This window comes from Streptococcus sp. 2741 (assembly GCF_013276315.1).
In the GTDB taxonomy this organism is placed as follows: Bacteria; Bacillota; Bacilli; order Lactobacillales; family Streptococcaceae; genus Streptococcus; species Streptococcus pseudopneumoniae.
Genome location: NZ_VMKU01000012.1, coordinates 1 through 18,853, shown reverse-complemented (window position 1 = coordinate 18,853; position 18,853 = coordinate 1). Strand labels below are relative to the sequence as shown.

Annotated in this window: 19 protein-coding genes; 5 read left to right on the top strand and 14 right to left on the bottom strand. The window is 40.9% G+C overall.

The features are described from left to right. Nucleotides 1–51 precede the first annotated feature (51 nt). Together glgP and malQ are read right to left on the bottom strand one after the other, a co-directional pair. Nucleotides 52–2,310: a glycogen/starch/alpha-glucan family phosphorylase gene (glgP, locus tag HT671_RS01715; RefSeq protein ID WP_000950148.1), complete on the bottom strand. Its 2,259-nt coding sequence runs from the start codon at nt 2,308–2,310 to the stop codon at nt 52–54. A gap of 25 nt (nt 2,311–2,335) precedes the next feature. Beyond that, a complete protein-coding gene (gene malQ / locus HT671_RS01710) occupies nt 2,336–3,853 on the bottom strand; it encodes a 4-alpha-glucanotransferase (protein ID WP_000747307.1) in 1,518 nt (505 codons plus the stop codon). A 660-nt stretch (nt 3,854–4,513) separates the two neighbouring features. Between malQ and HT671_RS01705 the strand changes: the two genes are divergently transcribed. The 5 genes from HT671_RS01705 (at nt 4,514) to HT671_RS01685 (ending at nt 10,091) form a co-directional block, all read left to right on the top strand. Continuing rightward, nucleotides 4,514–5,785 carry an extracellular solute-binding protein gene (locus tag HT671_RS01705; RefSeq protein WP_000095469.1) on the top strand — a complete coding sequence of 424 codons (1,272 nt, stop codon included), beginning with the start codon at nt 4,514–4,516 and terminating at the stop codon, nt 5,783–5,785. Between the two features lie 111 nt (nt 5,786–5,896). Beyond that, nucleotides 5,897–7,189 carry a sugar ABC transporter permease gene (locus HT671_RS01700; protein ID WP_000414964.1) on the top strand — a complete coding sequence of 431 codons (1,293 nt, stop codon included), beginning with the start codon at nt 5,897–5,899 and terminating at the stop codon, nt 7,187–7,189. A gap of 1 nt (nt 7,190) precedes the next feature. Next, nucleotides 7,191–8,033, top strand: coding sequence for a sugar ABC transporter permease (locus HT671_RS01695; protein WP_001065638.1), 843 nt, complete (start codon nt 7,191–7,193; stop codon nt 8,031–8,033). 261 nt (nt 8,034–8,294) lie between these two features. Then, nucleotides 8,295–9,095, top strand: a complete 801-nt coding sequence (locus tag HT671_RS01690) for a DUF1189 domain-containing protein (RefSeq protein WP_000938251.1) — start codon at nt 8,295–8,297, stop codon at nt 9,093–9,095. 9 nt (nt 9,096–9,104) lie between these two features. Then, nucleotides 9,105–10,091, top strand: coding sequence for a LacI family DNA-binding transcriptional regulator (locus HT671_RS01685; protein ID WP_001145442.1), 987 nt, complete (start codon nt 9,105–9,107; stop codon nt 10,089–10,091). 29 nt (nt 10,092–10,120) lie between these two features. Here the strand turns inward: HT671_RS01685 and HT671_RS01680 are convergent, their stop codons facing one another. From HT671_RS01680 to hisS, 12 genes are all read right to left on the bottom strand, one after another. Further along, nucleotides 10,121–11,062, bottom strand: a complete 942-nt coding sequence (locus HT671_RS01680) for a YitT family protein (RefSeq protein ID WP_050223204.1) — start codon at nt 11,060–11,062, stop codon at nt 10,121–10,123. Then, nucleotides 11,040–12,803: an aspartate--tRNA ligase gene (gene aspS, locus HT671_RS01675; protein WP_000830886.1), complete on the bottom strand. Its 1,764-nt coding sequence runs from the start codon at nt 12,801–12,803 to the stop codon at nt 11,040–11,042. The genes HT671_RS01680 and aspS overlap by 23 nt, the downstream gene beginning before the upstream one ends. A gap of 155 nt (nt 12,804–12,958) precedes the next feature. Then, complete coding sequence (locus tag HT671_RS01670; protein ID WP_000832181.1) at nt 12,959–13,189, bottom strand: hypothetical protein; 231 nt, start codon at nt 13,187–13,189, stop codon at nt 12,959–12,961. A 17-nt stretch (nt 13,190–13,206) separates the two neighbouring features. Continuing rightward, a complete protein-coding gene (locus tag HT671_RS01665; RefSeq protein ID WP_000771198.1) occupies nt 13,207–13,848 on the bottom strand; it encodes a type II CAAX endopeptidase family protein in 642 nt (213 codons plus the stop codon). A 9-nt stretch (nt 13,849–13,857) separates the two neighbouring features. Then, nucleotides 13,858–14,556, bottom strand: a complete 699-nt coding sequence (locus HT671_RS01660; protein WP_000488858.1) for an ABC transporter permease — start codon at nt 14,554–14,556, stop codon at nt 13,858–13,860. Then, complete coding sequence (locus tag HT671_RS01655) at nt 14,549–15,373, bottom strand: ABC transporter ATP-binding protein (protein ID WP_000621678.1); 825 nt, start codon at nt 15,371–15,373, stop codon at nt 14,549–14,551. Before HT671_RS01655 ends, HT671_RS01660 begins: the two co-directional genes overlap by 8 nt. A 10-nt stretch (nt 15,374–15,383) precedes the next feature. Then, nucleotides 15,384–16,124, bottom strand: coding sequence for a DUF3169 family protein (locus tag HT671_RS01650; protein ID WP_172923013.1), 741 nt, complete (start codon nt 16,122–16,124; stop codon nt 15,384–15,386). 11 nt (nt 16,125–16,135) lie between these two features. Beyond that, nucleotides 16,136–16,324: a hypothetical protein gene (locus tag HT671_RS01645; protein ID WP_119919425.1), complete on the bottom strand. Its 189-nt coding sequence runs from the start codon at nt 16,322–16,324 to the stop codon at nt 16,136–16,138. Further along, nucleotides 16,311–16,499 (bottom strand): hypothetical protein, encoded by a 189-nt coding sequence (locus tag HT671_RS01640; RefSeq protein WP_119919424.1) that lies wholly within the window; start codon nt 16,497–16,499, stop codon nt 16,311–16,313. Before HT671_RS01640 ends, HT671_RS01645 begins: the two co-directional genes overlap by 14 nt. Next, nucleotides 16,499–16,705 (bottom strand): helix-turn-helix transcriptional regulator, encoded by a 207-nt coding sequence (locus HT671_RS01635; protein ID WP_001176227.1) that lies wholly within the window; start codon nt 16,703–16,705, stop codon nt 16,499–16,501. The genes HT671_RS01640 and HT671_RS01635 overlap by 1 nt, the downstream gene beginning before the upstream one ends. Before the next feature lie 9 nt (nt 16,706–16,714). Then, on the bottom strand, nt 16,715–17,179 hold the full coding sequence (locus HT671_RS01630; protein ID WP_119919423.1) for a hypothetical protein: 465 nt from the start codon (nt 17,177–17,179) through the stop codon (nt 16,715–16,717). Between the two features lie 35 nt (nt 17,180–17,214). Further along, nucleotides 17,215–18,504, bottom strand: a complete 1,290-nt coding sequence (gene hisS / locus HT671_RS01625; protein ID WP_119919668.1) for a histidine--tRNA ligase — start codon at nt 18,502–18,504, stop codon at nt 17,215–17,217. Between the last annotated feature and the right edge of the window lie 349 nt (nt 18,505–18,853).

Below are 18,853 nucleotides of genomic sequence, written 5' to 3'. Positions count from 1 at the left end.
TTTGAGGTTGCAGATAAAGCTGACATGGTTTGAAGAGATTTTCGAAGAGTATTAGTTCAAGTGCCAGATATCTTCGTTATACTGAGCGATTGTACGGTCAGATGAGAAGAATCCTGCTTTAGAAATGTTAACGATAACTTTATCCAACCATGCGTCACGGTCTTCGTAGTCAGCAAGCATTTGCTCTTTGACTTTGATATAGTCTTCCAAGTCAAGAAGAGTCATGAACCAGTCTTTGTTGATCAATTCATTGTAAAGACGTTCCAAGCGCTCTTTGTTTCCAGCTGCAAGAACTGCATCGCTAACGATGAAGTCAACCAATGGTTTGATAGCTTTACGAGCGTAGAATTCGCTTGATTTGTAAGCTGCTTTTGCGTAAAGGTCGATAACAGTTTCTGAATCTTCACCAAAGATGTAGATGTTTTCGTCGCCAACCAACTCAGCGATTTCCACGTTAGCTCCGTCCATAGTACCAAGAGTCAAAGCTCCGTTCAACATGAATTTCATGTTACCAGTACCTGAAGCTTCTTTAGAAGCAAGTGAGATTTGTTCTGAGATATCACATGCTGGGATAAGGAAGCTTGCTGCAGTAACGTTGTAGTTTTCAACCATAACTACTTGCAAGTGTGGAGCTACTGCTGGATCGTTAGCAATCACTTCTGACATGCAAAGGATCAAGTGGATAATGTCTTGAGCGATTGTGTAGGCTGGAGCTGCTTTACCACCAAAGAAGATTGTAATTGGGCGAGCAGGGATGTTACCAGCTTTGATGTCAAGATATTTGTGGATTACGTACAAAGCGTTCATTTGTTGTCGTTTGTACTCGTGAAGACGTTTGATTTGGATATCAAAGATAGAGTTTGGATTGATTTCCACACCTTGGTGTTCTTTCAAGTGACGAGCCAATTTACGTTTGTTGTGAGCCTTGATGCTTTCCAATTTTTCTTTGACAGCTGCTTTGTCTTCATAAGACAAGAGTTTTTCAAGCTCATCTGCTTCATGGTGCCAACCATCTCCAAGAATCTCATCCAAGTAGTGAGACAATCTTGGGTTAGCATGCATAAGCCAACGACGGAAAGTGATACCGTTTGTTTTGTTGTTGAACTTTTCTGGGTAAAGGTCGTAGAAAGCTTTCAACTCAGAATTTTTCAAGATTTCAGTGTGAAGTGCTGCTACTCCGTTAACACTGTATCCGTAGTGGATATCCATGTGAGCCATGTGAACACGTCCGCTCTCATCGATGATTTGAACAGCTGGATCTTTGTATTCTGCTTTCACACGACGGTCCAATTCTTCGATGATTGGTACCAAGTGAGGAACCACTTCTTGCAAGAATTCAAGAGGCCATTTTTCAAGCGCTTCTGCAAGGATTGTGTGGTTAGTATAAGCAGTCATACTACGAACGATTGAGATTGCTTCGTCAAGCTCGATACCACGTGCAGTCAAAAGACGGATCAATTCAGGAATCACCATTGATGGGTGAGTATCGTTGATTTGCACAACTGCGTAGTCAGCAAGGTCATGCAAGTTGCTTCCTTTTTCGATTGCTTCGTCGATGATCAATTGCGCACCGTTTGAAACCATGAAGTATTGTTGGAAGATACGGAGCAATTCACCTTGACGGTCACTATCATCTGGGTAAAGGAAGAGAGTCAAGTTACGAGCGATATCTGTCTTGTCAAAGCTGATACCGTCTTTAATAATAGAAGAATCAACTGAATCCAAGTCAAACAAACGCAAGCGGTTCTTCGTTTCTGTCTTGTAACCAGGAACATCAATATCATAAAGAGTTGATGTCAAAGTAAAGTCTGCAAATGGCACTTGGTAGCTACGGCTTGAGCGAACCAACCAGTTTTGCTCTGTCAACCATGCATTTGGAATTGTTTCTTGTTGGTTGTTTTTAAGAACTTGTTGGAAAAGACCAAAGTGGTAATTAAGACCAACACCGTCACCATTCAAACCAAGAGTCGCAATTGAGTCGATAAAGCAGGCAGCCAAACGTCCCAAACCACCATTACCAAGAGATGGTTCCAATTCAACTTCTTCAACTTCGATCAAGTCTTTACCTGCAGCTGCAAGTTCTTTTTTGACATCGTCGTAAAGACCAAGGTTAATCAAGTTGTTTGACAAGAGTTTACCAATCAAGAACTCAGCTGAGATGTAGTAAACTTTTTTCTTACCAGTGTTAACTGGTTTTTGGCTACTTGCAAGCTTGCTGTAGTTAAGAAGGGCAAGGTAAAGCTCTTCATTGCTACATTCTGCAATGGTTTTATTGTAACGATTTTGTACAAATTCTTGTAGTGATAACATGTTTAAGATGTCTCCTGATATTGTATTATTTCTTTAATTCTACCAAATTTTCATTGATTCGGCGATAGATTGTTGTTAAGTCAAGCAAACCTTCCTCAACAGCTGGTGTCAATTGCTCTTCAGTCATACGCCAAGACCAGTTTCCACCAAGGGTAGATGGGAAGTTCATACGAGCCGCCTCATCCAATTCTAGCAAATCTTGCATAGTTGCAATTGCCATGAAGCTAACTGATGAAAAGACTGTACGAAGCATAGCATGTGGCACTGTTTCGTATTCTTTACGGTTCGTGTAACGAGCCATGTACTCACGAGTCGCATCATCAATCTCGTTACGGTACCAACCAAGAACCGTATTGTTATCGTGAGTTCCTGTGTACATAACTGAGTTAGCAGGTGCCAAGTGTGGGCTATCGATACTTTCGTCTTCTGGGTTGAAGGCAAATTGAAGAATCTTCATTCCTGGGAAGCCAGTACGTTCACGCAACTCAATAACTTCATCTGTCATGAAGCCAAGGTCTTCTGCGATGATGTTTAGCTCACCAAGTTCTTCCTTAACGGCTGCAAAAAGCTTGTAGCCCGGACCTTTCACCCACTCACCAGGTGCTGCTGTATCGGAACCAGCAGGGATTTCCCAGTAAGATTCGAAACCACGGAAGTGGTCAATACGAACGATATCGTAGATTTTGAAGCTTTCACGCAAGCGTTCAATCCACCATTTGTAACCATCTTTGTCCATTGCTTCCCAGTCATAGATTGGGTTACCCCAAAGCTGACCAGTTGCAGAGAACTCATCTGGTGGACATCCTGCGATGCAAGTTGCCTTACCGTTGACATCTGTTTTGAAGAGATGCGGATTTGCCCACATATCGCTTGAATCTTCCGCTACGTAGATTGGCATGTCCCCAACGATTTCGATGTGGTTGTCGTTAGCGTAAGCTTTCAATTTCAACCATTGTTGGAAGAAGAAGTATTGAGTCACACGGTGGTAAACCAACTTGTCTGCCAATTGCTCACGGTAGCTTTCAAGTGCTGAAGCTTTACGAGCACGAACATCTGCATCTGGCCATTCAGTCCAAGCAAGATTGTCAAAATGCTCTTTGATAGCCATATACTCAGCAAAGAGCTCAAGCCATGATTGGTTGTCTTGAGCAAATTTCTCAAAATCTTTAACATCTCCTACTTCCAAGAAACGTTTTACCGCTTTTTCTAAAAGAGGACGACGTGCATAGTAGATTTTCGCATAATCAACTTCAGACGCATCGCTACCAAAGTCAACTCCTTCAAGGTCACTTGCTTCCAACAAACCTTGCTCCACCAAGATATCTAAATCGATAAAATGAGTGTTTCCTGCGAAGGCTGAGAAAGATTGGTAAGGAGAGTCCCCGTAACTAGTTGTTCCTAATGGAAGGATTTGCCAGTAACGTTGTTTTGTACGAACCAAGAAATCAACGAAGTCGTAAGCACTTTGACCAAACGATCCGATTCCGTAAGCTCCTGGAAGAGAAGAGATGTGCATCAACACACCACTTTGACGTTTTTTCATAATAGCACCTCATGTGTTAAAATTAATGGAACGTTGCGTATTTTTGCAGACGCAAACGTTTGCGCTACTTATAAGTATACTCCTTTTCAAGCATAATTGCAAGCGTTTTTAAAAAACTTTTTTGATTATTTTTAAGGAGATTAACCCATTTTAGCAAAGATAACTTATACTCAATGAAAATCAAAGAGCAAACTAGGAAACTAGCCGCAGGCTGTACTTGAGTACGGCAAGGCGACGTTGACGCGGTTTGAATTTGATTTTCGAAGAGTATTAAAACTATCTAATCCTAAAATTTGACTCTCACAGAATCCGTCTACAAACTGCAAATCCTCCCCTAGAAAACTTGAATTTAGATGCAAGGAGGCACAAAGGTCTATAGAAAATAGATAGGAATTAGAAACAGGGAGGTAGCCCCTCCTGATTTCCTTCTTTAGATAGATTACATCTATTTTTTATTAAAAATACTGTATTCTTATCTATTTCACACTTTTCTTCTATTAAAAAGCAAAATCATGCTATCAAATCAAGCTTAAAAATTTTTTAAAATTTTTGTCAAAAACACTTGCAACCGTTTTCTATTTGTGCTATACTAAGGTCATAAAGGAAAACGTTTGCGTTTCCTTATCAATAAAACTTGTTATTCTTTAGGAGGAATACACTATGTCATCTAAATTCATGAAGAGCGCTGCGGTGCTTGGAACTGCTACACTTGCTAGCTTGCTCTTGGTAGCTTGCGGAAGCAAAACTGCTGATAAGCCTGCTGAGTCTGGTTCATCTGAAGCGAAAGAAATCACTCTTTACGTTGAGGACCAATACAAAGCTTATGCTGAAACAGTTGCTAAAGCTTATAAAGAGCAATCAGGCACAACAGTTAACATCAAATCTGGTGACCAACTTGGTGGGCTTGACAAACTTTCTCTTGACAACCAATCTGGTCAAGCTGCTGACGTTATGATGGCTCCATACGACCGTGTGGGTAGCCTTGGTTCTGACGGACAACTTTCAGAAGTGAAATTGAGCGATGGTGCTAAAACAGAAGATACAACTAAATCTCTTGTAACCGCTGCTGACGGTAAAGTTTACGGTGCTCCTGCCGTTATCGAGTCACTTGTTATGTACTACAACAAAGACTTGGTAAAAGACGCTCCCAAAACATTTGCTGACTTGGAAAACCTTGCTAAAGATAGCAAATATGCCTTCGCTGGAGAAGATGGAAAAACTTCTGCCTTCCTAGCTGACTGGACAAACTTCTACTATGCATACGGACTTCTTGCTGGTAACGGCGCTTACGTATTCGGACAAAACGGTAAAGACCCTAAAGACATCGGTCTTGCAAACGACGGTTCTATCGCAGGTATCAACTACGCTAAATCTTGGTACGAAAAATGGCCTAAAGGTATGCAAGATGGTACAGCTGCTGGAAACCTAATCCAAACTCAATTCCAAGAAGGTAAAACAGCTGCTATCATTGATGGGCCTTGGAAAGCTCAAGCCCTCAAAGATGCTAAAGTAAACTACGGTGTTGCGACTATCCCAACTCTTCCAAATGGAAAAGAATATGCTGCATTCGGTGGTGGTAAAGCTTGGATCATTCCTTCAAGTACTAAGAACCTTGAAGGCGCACAGAAATTTGTAGACTTCCTTGTTTCAACTGAACAACAAAAAGCTTTCTACGATGCAACTAACGAAATCCCAGCTAATACTGAAGCTCGTTCATACGCTGAAGGTAAAAACGATGAGTTGACAACAGCTGTTATCAAACAATTCAAGAACGCTCAACCAATTCCAAACATCTCTCAAATGTCTGCAGTTTGGGAACCAGCTGCTAACATGCTCTTTGATACTGTAAGTGGTCAAAAAGATGCTAAAACAGCTGCTAACGACGCTGTAACATTGATCAAAGAAACAATCAAACAAAAATTTGGTGAATAAAAAATTTGTTCAAGGGGGGTGGAATTCAAATCCCCCTTTGAATTTATCAATAGAGACACAAATAATTTAGCTTTCTTATAAAAAAAGTAGTATCCTATGAAAGGAGTTATTATGGAAAAGCAACAACCTAGTAAAGCAGCCCTGCTGTCTATCATTCCTGGGTTAGGACAGATTTACAATAAACAAAAAGCCAAAGGTTTTATCTTCCTTGGTGTAACCATCGTATTTGTCCTTTATTTCCTAGCACTTGCAGCACCTGAATTGAGCAATCTCATCACTCTTGGTGACAAGCCCGGTCGTGATAATTCCCTCTTTATGCTGATTCGTGGTGCCTTCCATTTAATCTTTGTAGTCGTTTATGTACTCTTTTATTTCTCAAATATCAAAGATGCATATACGATTGCAAAACGCATTAACAATGGAATTCCAGTTCCACGTACCCTCAAAGACATGATCAAAGGGATTTATGAAAATGGTTTCCCTTATCTCTTGATTATTCCATCTTATGTTGCCATGACCTTCGCGATTATCTTCCCAGTTATCGTAACCTTGATGATCGCCTTTACCAACTATGACTTCCAACACTTACCACCAAACAAATTGTTGGACTGGGTTGGTTTGACAAACTTTAGTAATATCTGGAGTTTGAGTACCTTCCGTTCTGCCTTTGGTTCTGTTCTTTCTTGGACCATCATCTGGGCTTTGGCAGCCTCAACTTTACAGATTGTGATTGGTATCTTCACAGCTATCATTGCTAACCAACCATTTATCAAAGGAAAACGTATCTTTGGTGTTATTTTCCTTCTTCCTTGGGCTGTCCCAGCCTTCATCACTATCTTGACATTCTCAAACATGTTTAACGATAGTGTCGGAGCTATCAACACCCAAGTATTGCCAATCTTGGCTAAATTCCTTCCTTTCCTTGATGGCGCTCTTATTCCCTGGAAAACAGACCCAACTTGGACTAAGATTGCCTTGATTATGATGCAAGGTTGGCTTGGATTCCCATACATCTACGTTCTGACCTTGGGTATCTTGCAATCTATTCCTAACGACCTTTACGAAGCAGCTTATATTGACGGTGCCAATGCTTGGCAAAAATTCCGCAACATCACTTTCCCAATGATCTTGGCTGTTGCGGCACCTACTTTGATTAGCCAATACACCTTCAACTTTAACAACTTCTCTATCATGTACCTCTTCAACGCTGGAGGACCTGGTAGTGTCGGTGGTGGAGCTGGTTCAACCGATATCTTGATTTCATGGATTTACCGTTTGACAACAGGTACATCTCCTCAATACTCAATGGCGGCAGCTGTCACCTTGATTATCTCTATCATTGTCATCTCAATCTCTATGATCGCATTCAAGAAACTACACGCATTTGATATGGAGGACGTCTAAGATGAATAACTCAATTAAACTCAAACGTAGACTGACTCAAAGCCTTACATACCTTTACCTGATTGGTCTATCAATTGTCATTATCTATCCACTTTTGATTACCATTATGTCAGCCTTCAAGACTGGTAACGTAGTAGCCTTTAAACTAGACAGCAACGTCGACTTTAGTTTTGCTAACTTCCAAGGCCTCTTCACTGAAACCTTGTACGGTACTTGGTACCTCAACACCTTGATCATTGCCTTGATTACCATGGCTGTTCAAACAAGTATCATCGTACTTGCTGGTTATGCCTACAGCCGTTACAACTTCTTGGCTCGTAAACAAAGTTTGGTCTTCTTCTTGATTATCCAAATGGTGCCAACTATGGCCGCTTTGACAGCCTTCTTCGTTATGGCGCTTATGTTGAACGCCCTTAACCACAGCTGGTTCCTCATCTTCCTCTACGTTGGTGGTGGTATCCCGATGAATACTTGGCTCATGAAAGGCTACTTCGATACAGTGCCAATGTCTTTAGACGAATCTGCAAAACTAGACGGTGCAGGACACTTCCGCCGCTTCTGGCAAATTGTTCTTCCACTTGTTCGCCCAATGGTTGCCGTACAAGCTCTCTGGGCCTTCATGGGACCTTTCGGGGACTACATCCTCTCTAGTTTCTTGCTTCGTGAGAAAGAATACTTTACTGTTGCCGTAGGTCTCCAAACCTTCGTTAACAATGCGAAAAACATGAAGATTGCCTACTTCTCAGCAGGTGCTATCCTCATCGCCCTTCCAATCTGTATTCTCTTCTTCTTCCTACAAAAGAACTTTGTTTCAGGACTTACAAGTGGTGGCGACAAGGGATAATTTATCCCCGCCACCCTTTTTCATTTTATACTCTTCTAAAATCTCTTCAAACCACGTCAGCTTCCATCTGCAACCTCAAAGTTGTGCTTTGAGCAACCTGCGACTAGCTTCCTAGTTTGTACTTTGATTTTCATTGACTATTAGCGATTGTCACTGTAAGTAATGTCCTTACAACAAGCAATTTTTCTCCTAGACTTGAAATAAAGCGAATTTAACTATATAATAATACTCATATAGAAAACACCTTTTAGAAAGATACCTATGCTTCCATATCCATTTTCTTATTTTTCAAGTATTTGGGGATTTCGTAAGCCCCTGTCCAAACGTTTCGGGCTCAACTGGTTTCAACTACTCTTTACCAGTATCTTCCTTATCAGCTTGTCTATGGTACCCATTGCCATCCAAAACAGCTCCCAGGAGACTTATCCGCTAGAAACCTTTATCGATAATGTCTATGAACCATTGACAGATGAGGTTGTCCAGGATCTCTCTGAACATGCTAGAATTGTTGATGGTAAGCTAACTTATACAGGAACTGCCAATCAAACGCCTTCTCTTGTGATTAGCCCCAGTCAAAGCAAGGAATTACCTAAGGACTTGCAACTGCATTTCGACACAAAAGAACTGGTCATCAGCAAGGAAAGTAAAGAGTTGACACGCATCTATTACCGAGCTATTCAGACTGAGAGTTTCAAAAGCAAAGACAGCTTGACCCAAGCAATTTCTAAAGACTGGTACCAGCAGAATCGTGTCTATATCAGTCTCTTCCTAGTTCTCGGTGCGAGCTTCCTCTTTGGTTTGAATTTCTTTATCGTCTCTCTAGGGGCGAGTCTTCTCCTTTATATCACTAAGAAATCCCGACTCTTTTCATTTAGAACCTTTAAAGAGTGCTATCATTTTATCTTGAACTGTTTAGGATTGCCGACTCTGATTACGCTTATTTTGGGATTATTTGGCCAAAATATGTCAACCCTGATTACTGTACAAAACATTCTTTTTGTTCTGTATCTGGTCACTATCTTTTATAAAACACATTTCCGTGATCCAGATTACCATAAATAGGAGATTTTTATGCCCGTTACGATTAAAGACGTGGCCAAGGCTGCTGGTGTTTCACCTTCAACCGTAACCCGTGTTATTCAAAATAAATCAACCATTAGCGACGAAACAAAAAAACGCGTTCGCAAGGCTATGAAGGAGCTCAATTACCATCCCAACCTCAATGCTCGCAGCTTGGTAAGTAGCTATACTCAGGTGATTGGTTTGGTTCTTCCTGATGACTCAGACGCCTTCTACCAGAATCCTTTCTTTCCATCGGTTCTACGTGGCATCTCTCAAGTCGCATCTGAAAACCACTATGCCATTCAGATAGCAACAGGGAAAGATGAGAAGGAGCGCCTCAACGCTATTTCACAAATGGTCTACGGCAAGCGTGTAGATGGACTAATCTTTCTCTATGCCCAAGAAGAAGACCCTCTCGTAAAACTCGTAGCAGAAGAACAGTTCCCCTTCCTTATCTTAGGTAAATCTCTATCTCCTTTCATCCCACTTGTAGACAACGACAATGTTCAAGCTGGTTTTGATGCAACCGAATATTTCATCAAAAAAGGCTGCAATCGTATTGCTTTTATCGGAGGAAGCAAAAAGCTCTTCGTGACCAAAGACCGTTTAACAGGCTATGAACAGGCGCTTAAGCATTACAAACTTACCACTGACAACAATCGCATCTACTTTGCCGACGAGTTTCTGGAAGAAAAGGGCTATAAATTTAGCAAGCGATTATTCAAGCACGATCCACAAATTGATGCTATCATCACAACCGATAGCCTCCTAGCTGAAGGTGTTTGTAACTATATTGCCAAACACCAGCTGGATGTCCCTGTTCTCAGCTTTGACTCGGTTAATCCCAAGCTCAACTTGGCAGCCTATGTCGATATCAATAGCCTAGAACTTGGTCAAACATCATTTGAAACGATTCTTCAGATTATCAACGATGCTAAAAGCAATAAACAAATTTGTTACCGCCAGTTGATTGCCCATAAAATTATAGAAAAATAAAAACCAGCTCACGCTGGTTTTTTTGGTCACTAATTATCTATCTCAACAAACCTTCCTAGAATATGAACATTTTCCGAGACAGAGACAAAGGCGCTTGGATCCACTTGTGTCATAATCTGTTTAAATTCATTAAACTCTGCACGTGTAATGACAGTGATTAGAACTGCCTTTCTCTCGTGATTATAGGTTCCTTCTGCATCGTGGATCATGGTTGCTCCGCGGTGCAATTTTTTATGGATTTTTTCAATTACCTTGTCTGGATGATTGGTCACAATCATAGCCTGCATACGTTTTTGCTTGGTAAAGACGGCGTCTGTCACACGGCTAGAGACAAAGATGGTAATCATAGAGTAAAGAGCGTATTTCCAACCAAAGGTCAAACCAGCTATCAGCATGATAGTCCCATTTACCAAGAAAGAAATACTACCAACGTTCTTACCCGTTTTCTTACGAATGGTCAGACTGACGATATCCGTTCCACCACTGGAGATATTGTTTCGAAGAGCAAAACCAATCCCCAAGCCCATGACAACACCCCCAAAAAGGGCATTGATAATGGGATCCTCCGTCAAGGTTGCCACAGGGACAAACTGGATAAAGAAGGAACTCATAGATACCGTGATAAAGGTAAAGACGGTGAACTTATGGCCAATCTGATACCAAGCTAAGACCATCAAAGGGAAGTTAATGGCGTAGAAGGTTAGCGAAATCGGAATATGAAAACCAAACCAGTGATTACTCAAAGCAGAGATAATCTGTGCCAGACCTGTCGCACCACTCGAATACACATGCCCTGGTTGGAAAAAGAAATTGACCGCCACTGCTGATAAAAAACCATAGACCAGAGAGGCCGAAATCTTCTCATCATACTTTTCTCGAGAGATACTTTGTAAGACACGTAAAATTTTTATCTGATAAGCAAAGCGGCGCAGATAATAGCGCCACCGCTTAATTCGTTTTGCTTGTTTCATCTTCTTCTACTTGTAAGCTGAGTTCCTCTAGTTGTTTGAGAGCGACTGTTGATGGAGCTTGTGTCATTGGGTCAGTTGCTTTATTGTTCTTAGGGAAGGCAATAACTTCACGGATATTTTCTTCTCCAGCTAAGAGCATGACAAAGCGGTCAAGCCCGATAGCCAAACCACCGTGTGGTGGGAAACCATAGTCCATGGCTTCAAGAAGGAAGCCAAACTGGTCATTTGCTTCTTCGGCTGAGAAACCAAGAGCCTTGAACATACGTTCTTGAAGGTCTTTTTGGTTGATACGAAGGCTACCACCACCAAGCTCATAACCGTTCAAGACGATATCGTAAGCAATGGCACGAACCTTAGCCAAATCACCTTCTAATTCGTGAGCTGTTTCTTCCTGTGGAAGTGTGAATGGATGGTGGGCGCTCATGTAGCGGCCTTCTTCTTCAGACCATTCAAACATTGGCCAGTCAACCACCCAAAGGAAGTTGAATTTATCGCTATCAATCAAACCAAGCTCTTTGGCAATACGTCCACGAAGGGCACCAAGCGTTGCATTAGCCACTTCAAGCGTATCTGCCACAAAGAGAACCAAGTCCTTATCTTCAAGCGCAAGTGCTGCTGTCAATTCTGCTTGGATGTTAGTCAAGAACTTAGCAACTGGTCCATTTAATTCTCCATCAACAACCTTAACCCAAGCAAGACCTTTGGCACCATACTGTTTGGCTACTTCTGTCATCTTGTCGATGTCTTTACGTGAATAGTTGTCCGCAGCTCCTTTGACCACAATGGCTTTTACAGCAGGTGCTTCTGAAAAGACTTTAAAGTCTACACCTTTGACTACTTCTGTCAAGTCCTGAAGCAACATGTCAAAACGAGTATCAGGCTTGTCAGAACCGTAACGAGCCATAGCGTCATCATACTTCATACGTGGGAAAGGCAGAGTGACTTCGATGCCTTTAGTCTCTTTCATCACGCGCGCAATCAAACCTTCTGTAATATCTTGGATTTCTTGCTCCGTAAGGAAAGATGTTTCCAAGTCGACCTGGGTAAACTCAGGTTGACGATCTCCACGCAAGTCCTCATCACGGAAACATTTGACGATTTGGTAGTAACGGTCAAAACCAGCATTCATCAACAATTGCTTAGTGATTTGTGGACTTTGAGGAAGAGCGTAAAAATGCCCTTTATTAACACGAGACGGCACTAAATAGTCACGCGCCCCTTCTGGCGTTGACTTAGAAAGGAATGGTGTCTCCACGTCGATAAACTCCAACTCATCCAAGTAGTTGCGGATAGAATGGGTCACCTTAGCACGAAGTTTAAGATTTTCCAACATTTCTGGACGACGAAGGTCAAGGTAACGGTAACGCAAACGCGTATCGTCATTGGCCTCAATCCCATCCTTAATCTCAAATGGTGTTGTTTTTGCTGTATTGAGCACTATCAGAGCTGTTACATTTAACTCAACCGCACCAGTTGGCAACTTATCATTGGCTTGCTCACGCGCAGCGACCTGTCCAGTCACCTCGATAACAAATTCGCTACGAAGGCTTTCAGCTGTTGCCATAACCTCGGCAGATACTTTTTCAGGATTGATAACCAACTGCATGATTCCTTCACGGTCACGAAGGTCAATAAAGATCAAACCACCAAGGTCACGACGACGGCCAACCCATCCTTTCAAGGTTATTTCTTGTCCGATGTGTTCCTCACGAACACGACCAGCATACATACTACGTTTCATGTTTTCTCTCCTCTTTTATTCTGTTACTATTTTACCATAAAAGCGCAGGCTCTTCATGAAAATCAGCAGAAAAGTTTGCCAGTCTTTAAAAATCAGGTAAAGTCCCTAAAAATTAACGCCCATACAAAAAATCCGATGAACTTCACCGGACTCTTTTATTTTGAATTGTTGCCTGCTTTACGCTTTTCAGCAATTTCAGCTGCCTTTCGAGGCAAGACAATTTCCGTTATGTAAGCTGTCCCAAAACGCAAGACACCTGCAATAGGGGCAAAGACAACTGCTAGATAGTTATAGAAGAAATCGCCTTTGAAGGCATAAGCTAGCGCCCCAATGATGAAAAATAGAACGACTGCTTGAATCACTGCTAATAAAATTACTCGTTTCATGTGACCTCCTGACTCTATTATAGCATGAGAATCATCAAAAAGCCGACTAAATTATTCAAAGCGTGAAGAGAAATACTGTAGACCAGACCTTTTCTGCTAATATAAGCCAAGCCCAAACTAAAACCAAGGCTAAAATAGACAAAAAATTGTTGCACATCACCTGGGAAATGAATCAAGGCAAACAAAACACTCGATACCAGAAGAAAAATCAGAGTTTGTTTACTATTGTCCTGCTTAGGAAAGAGGTAGCGTGCTAACATCCCTCTAAAGATAAGTTCTTCCGTCAAAGGAGCAAAAATAACGACCGCAAAGAATGAGAAAAGTGGTTGAGACAAGGTCAAGTCTATCGCTATTTGCTGATTTACTGAAGGATCATTTGGCAAGAAAAACTGGACAACAAGAGATAAGAACCAAACCAAGGCAGGGAGCCAAATAAATCGGTTGAAGCCACTCTTCTCAATACGAACAGGACCTTTCTGATACCATTTGTAAATACCGTACACATAAACTCCAGCCAAGGCCACATAGAGCAAGGTCACAGCATAGGGTGAAGCGCCTAAGGCAAGCGACGTAGTCGCGAGTACCTGAATGAAGCCATAGATGAATAAAAAGGATAGAATGGCTAGAAAAAACCAGCCCAGGTTTTTAAGTAATTTCATATAGATCTCCTATCTTGCTTTATAGCTATTTTTCAATACAAAGAGGTTCGCTATTCCTAACACAAGTACCCAGGCAAGTAACATACCGATGTTAGAAAAAGATATTTCTCCACCTTTTTTATTTAAAAGATTTACAATAGGACCAACGAACGAGTAATCCAACACTTTTTGAACCGTATCATTTTGAGAAGCAATCATAGGTAAAAAAGAGACAATTAACATAGGGAAGATACTATAAACTTGCGCTTTAGATTGAGTATCTGACACCGCACCGATTAGAAGGTTGAGAAAAATAATACTAATAGTTGCTAGGAGCAAATAGATAACGTAGGCAAATAAATAACCTGATAGATCTACTTTAAGATAGATGGGAAGCACAATCATAGCAAGTAACATTATCAGAATAGGGAGAACGAGCATACTGAAAGTATATTCTGTTGCTGTCACACCACTTAGGAGGAGTGATTTAAGATTTCGTTTTTCCTTATCTTCTGCCATCATAATCGATACCATATAACCACTTCCCATGCTCAAGACCATCGTCAAGCTAGCAGATAGTAAAAATAGGCTCAATTGTCCATTCTTATTTAAAAATTCATTATATAAAACAGCAATACCAAAAGGCATCAATAAAGTCGCTAACAAAGTTGAATTGCTAATAAGAACTTGCACTCTTAACCATAGTAGGGCATTTAATTTTCTAAACATCTAACTTTTCTCCTGTCAATCTGATAAAGATTTCTTCTAGAGTTGGCTCACAAGAGTGAACCACCATCAAATCTGTCGTGTCTAAATGTGGCAATTCTTCAAATGGAACTATCTGTTCTCGTCCATCTTTATAAGCTACACGTACTTTCTTATCCACATGGTACTTCTGGATAATATCTTGCGGACTTCCATACTCTATTAAATTACCCTTATTTAAAAGAGATAAGCGATCACAAAGCAGAGTTGCTTCATTCATATCATGCGTGGTCAGAAAGATAGTTGTCCCCGCATGCTTTAATTCTTGAAGTAGGGTATGAATCATCTTAGATGTTGTAGGGTCTAAGCCACTGGTTGGCTCATCAAGGAAGAGAATCTTAGGTGCATTAAGAAGGGCACGAGCCAAGAACATTCGTTGTTTCATTCCTGTAGATAGTTTTTCTGCGATAATATCTTTAGCATCTGCCAATCCAACCTGTTGAAGCACCTGAACTACTCTATCTGCCTTGAGGCCATATAACTTAGCATAGATGAGAAGATTTTTATAAAGACTCATCTTTTCATAAAAACTACTGCCATCACTCACAATACCAATTTGTTCCAAATCATTTGAGGTTAAATCTTGAGAATTCTTGCCTAGCAAAACTGTTTTACCTTGATCTGCAGCCAACTGTCCTGTTAAGACATTGATCATGGTTGTTTTGCCTGAGCCAGAAGGTCCCAGAAAACCAAAGATTTCACCCTCCTTAATCTCAAAAGAAATCTGATGAAGAGCTTTTTTGCTCCCAAAACTTTTACTTACATTTTCAACACGAATCATAGAAACTCCTTTATTTGAAATAGCGTTTTACCATAGGTAACTGCATCACATTGATATAAATATGGATAGCTCCTACAAGCAAGAAGGCTAGTAACTGAATCTCTCCTGTCAAGAAAGAAATGATAAAAAGAAAAACATATAAGACTGGTAAGACATACTGATTTAATTGGAATAAAATCCGAAAACTCTGTTCCAAATTAGCCTGACGCTCCCCTTCATCATAAGAATTTACATACTCTAAGACATCCTTTGGTGTTGAGAAAAATGCCAAATCAAACTGACGAACAATCGCAATGGTCTTAAAAAGATATTTTTGAACACTGAAAATCAGCACTAATGCCAAAAAAGAAAGAGATAAGGTTAGATGGCTTCCATTTAGTACAATTGCTTCACTACCTGAGATGAAAAGAGCCAATAAAATCGCTACACTTGCAATATTAAAAGCAATGGTTCCAAACTCGAGATTCCGATACATTTGCACATAATAGGTTTCATTCAGATCATCATCCATTTCCTCTTGATACAAGGAATGAAATTTTCTGCTTTTCTTTAAGAAATTGAAAGTCAAAAGAATGCTAATGAAACCTAACACTAAACAAATAGCTGATATCCATGGTATCAAGGGTTTTACATCTAACATAATTCCGTGGGATTCGGCAACAGCCTTAAACATCCCTACAAAACTGCCCAAGAAAAATCCCAAGACAACAACCATTAAAAACAACAATCCACGTTTCTTTTTCTTTTCCATATTCATTCTCCTTATTCACTTGCTAGATTTTTGGATTTCTTTTCAATCCAGTCAACGACTGGGATGAGGGCAAAATAGACCCAGATAAATTGGTCGCTGTAATAGAGATCAAACCATCCTAGATTTGTTCCAATTAGTAGACACACGCTGACTAATAGAGCTATGGCAACTACATAATAGATCACTTTATACTTGTTCATCATTGTTCTCCTTTTTCTTCAACCGATTGAAAATGGACAAGAGGGCTAAATTAAGCCAAAACAAATACTTACTTTCAACAAAATAGAACCACCCCAGTAATGTTCCAATCATAACGAAAGCATTCACAATGAGGGCAAGAACACTCATGTAATAAATCACTTTATACTTGTTCATCACTCGTCCTCCTCCAAACGAAATACCGATTCGACTGTTTCGTTGAAAATTTGAGATATTTTCAGGGCAATGATAATGGATGGGGTGTACTCATCCCGTTCTAGTAGGCTAATGGTCTGTCTGGAAACCCCTGCCAGTTTGGCTAGGTCGGTTTGATTGAGACCATCGCGAGCTCGAAGCTCTTTTAGACGATTTTTTAGTTGCACGTTACACACCTACTCTCCGTCAAATTCAACGGTTTGGATATCTTCAATACGTTGCAACTTGAATTTTTCTTTTCCCGTATTATCTACACGTCGTAGCTTTACCCATTCCTCATCAACATCCACAACTTCCCAGTTATCTGGCCCAATATACACTCCCGTTATAATTGGTTCCTTTCCAATCATTTCTTGTAATAATCTCGACATTTCTGCGTTTCCTTTCTCTTTTCGCTCAAGTCTTTTGATTTTCTTCTCTAGTTTCTTGATTTTTTTAGAATCATTAGAATAAAAGAAAATCAGAAATAGTATAAATCCTAGTACCCACATCATAGCTCCTTTCTTCTTTTCTCTTACCTTGCTTACATTGTAACACATCTTTTTCTTTTTGACAAGTATAGTTGTCAAAAAGTGTATGATTTTTGTCATTTTGCAAAGGAAAAAGGTCAGGAGTAAGTTCCTGACCACTTTATCTATCATTAATACTCTTCTAAAATCTCTTCAAACCACGNNTTTCATTGAGTATAAAATCCTAGTTTTTCAAAGATTTCTGAGAAGTTTTGGCTGATTGTCTCAAGCGACACTTGCACTTCTTCTCGGGTTTGGTTGTTCTTAACCGTTACTTGTCCGCTTTCGACTTCACTCTCTCCTAGGGTGATGAGGGTCTTAGCCGCAAAGACATCAGCTGACTTGAACTGAGCTTTGAGCTTACGGTTGAGGTAATCACGCTCTGCTTTGAATCCTTGTTGGCGAAGAGCCTGTACCAATTCCAAGGCCTTGACATTTGCTCCTTGACCCAAGACTGCGATATAGACATCTAGGGCGTTTTCGATAGGGAGGGCCACACCTTGCTTTTCAAGAATGAGAAGCAGGCGCTCTACACCAAGTCCAAAACCAAAGCCAGCAGTTTCAGGACCTCCAAAGTAAGCAACCAAACCATCGTAGCGACCACCCGCACAGACTGTCAGGTCATTGCCCTCAATCTCAGTGATAAACTCGAAAATGGTGTGGTTGTAGTAGTCCAGACCACGCACCATATTGGTATCGACGATATAGTCTACTCCAAGATTTTCCAACATCTGACGCACAGCATCAAAATGAGCTTGACTTTCTTCATCAAGGAAGTCCAAGATAGACGGTGCATTCTCTACTGCTACCTTGTCTTCTTTTTCCTTAGAGTCCAAGACACGGAGAGGATTTTCCTCCAAACGACGTTGGCTATCCTTAGACAAGGTCTCCTTGAGCGGTGTCAAATAGTCAATCAAGGCTTGACGGTAGGACGCACGGCTCTCAGGATTTCCAAGAGTGTTAAGATGTAATTTGACACCTTGGATGCCGATTTCTTTCAAGAAATGGGCTGCCATCGCGATGGTTTCCACATCGGTAGCTGGATTGCTAGAGCCAAAACACTCAACACCAATCTGGTGGAACTGGCGTAAACGCCCTGCCTGTGGACGCTCATAGCGGAACATAGGGCCCATGTAGTAGAACTTACTTGGCTTTTGCACTTCTGGGGCGAAGAGTTTATTTTCCACGTAGGAACGGACAACTGGCGCTGTTCCTTCTGGACGGAGGGTAATATGGCGGTCACCCTTGTCATAGAAGTCGTACATTTCCTTAGTTACGATATCCGTTGTATCTCCGACAGAGCGACTGATGACCTCGTAATGCTCAAAAATAGGCGTGCGCACTTCCGCATAGTTATAGCGCTTGAAAATCTCACGGGCAAAGCCCTCAACGTACTGCCATTTGGCAGATTCAGCAGGTAAAATATCCTGCGTTCCTTTTGGTTTTTGTAATTTCATAGGGAATCCTCTTTAAACTTAATAGTCTTATTTTACCATAAATAAAGGGATTAAAACAGTAAGAAAAAAATTAGGATTTCCCCCAAATCATTCATACCTCTCTCAACTAGATGTAACTTACAAAACCCCTGACCTCATGAGCCACTTTCTTCCTCCTTATGAGGTCAGTTTTACTTTCTGCTGTTCCAGTATCGTTTTTCCTCGCTAGATTTCCTCAAAAGGGCAGACTCCTCCCTTGGTGCGTCACACGATTTTTTCATCTCAACTGTTCTTTAATGCATCATTAACGACGCTTTTTTTCTAGGTGGTTCATAAGGAACAGGAAGATTCAGGTTGACTTTTCTAATCC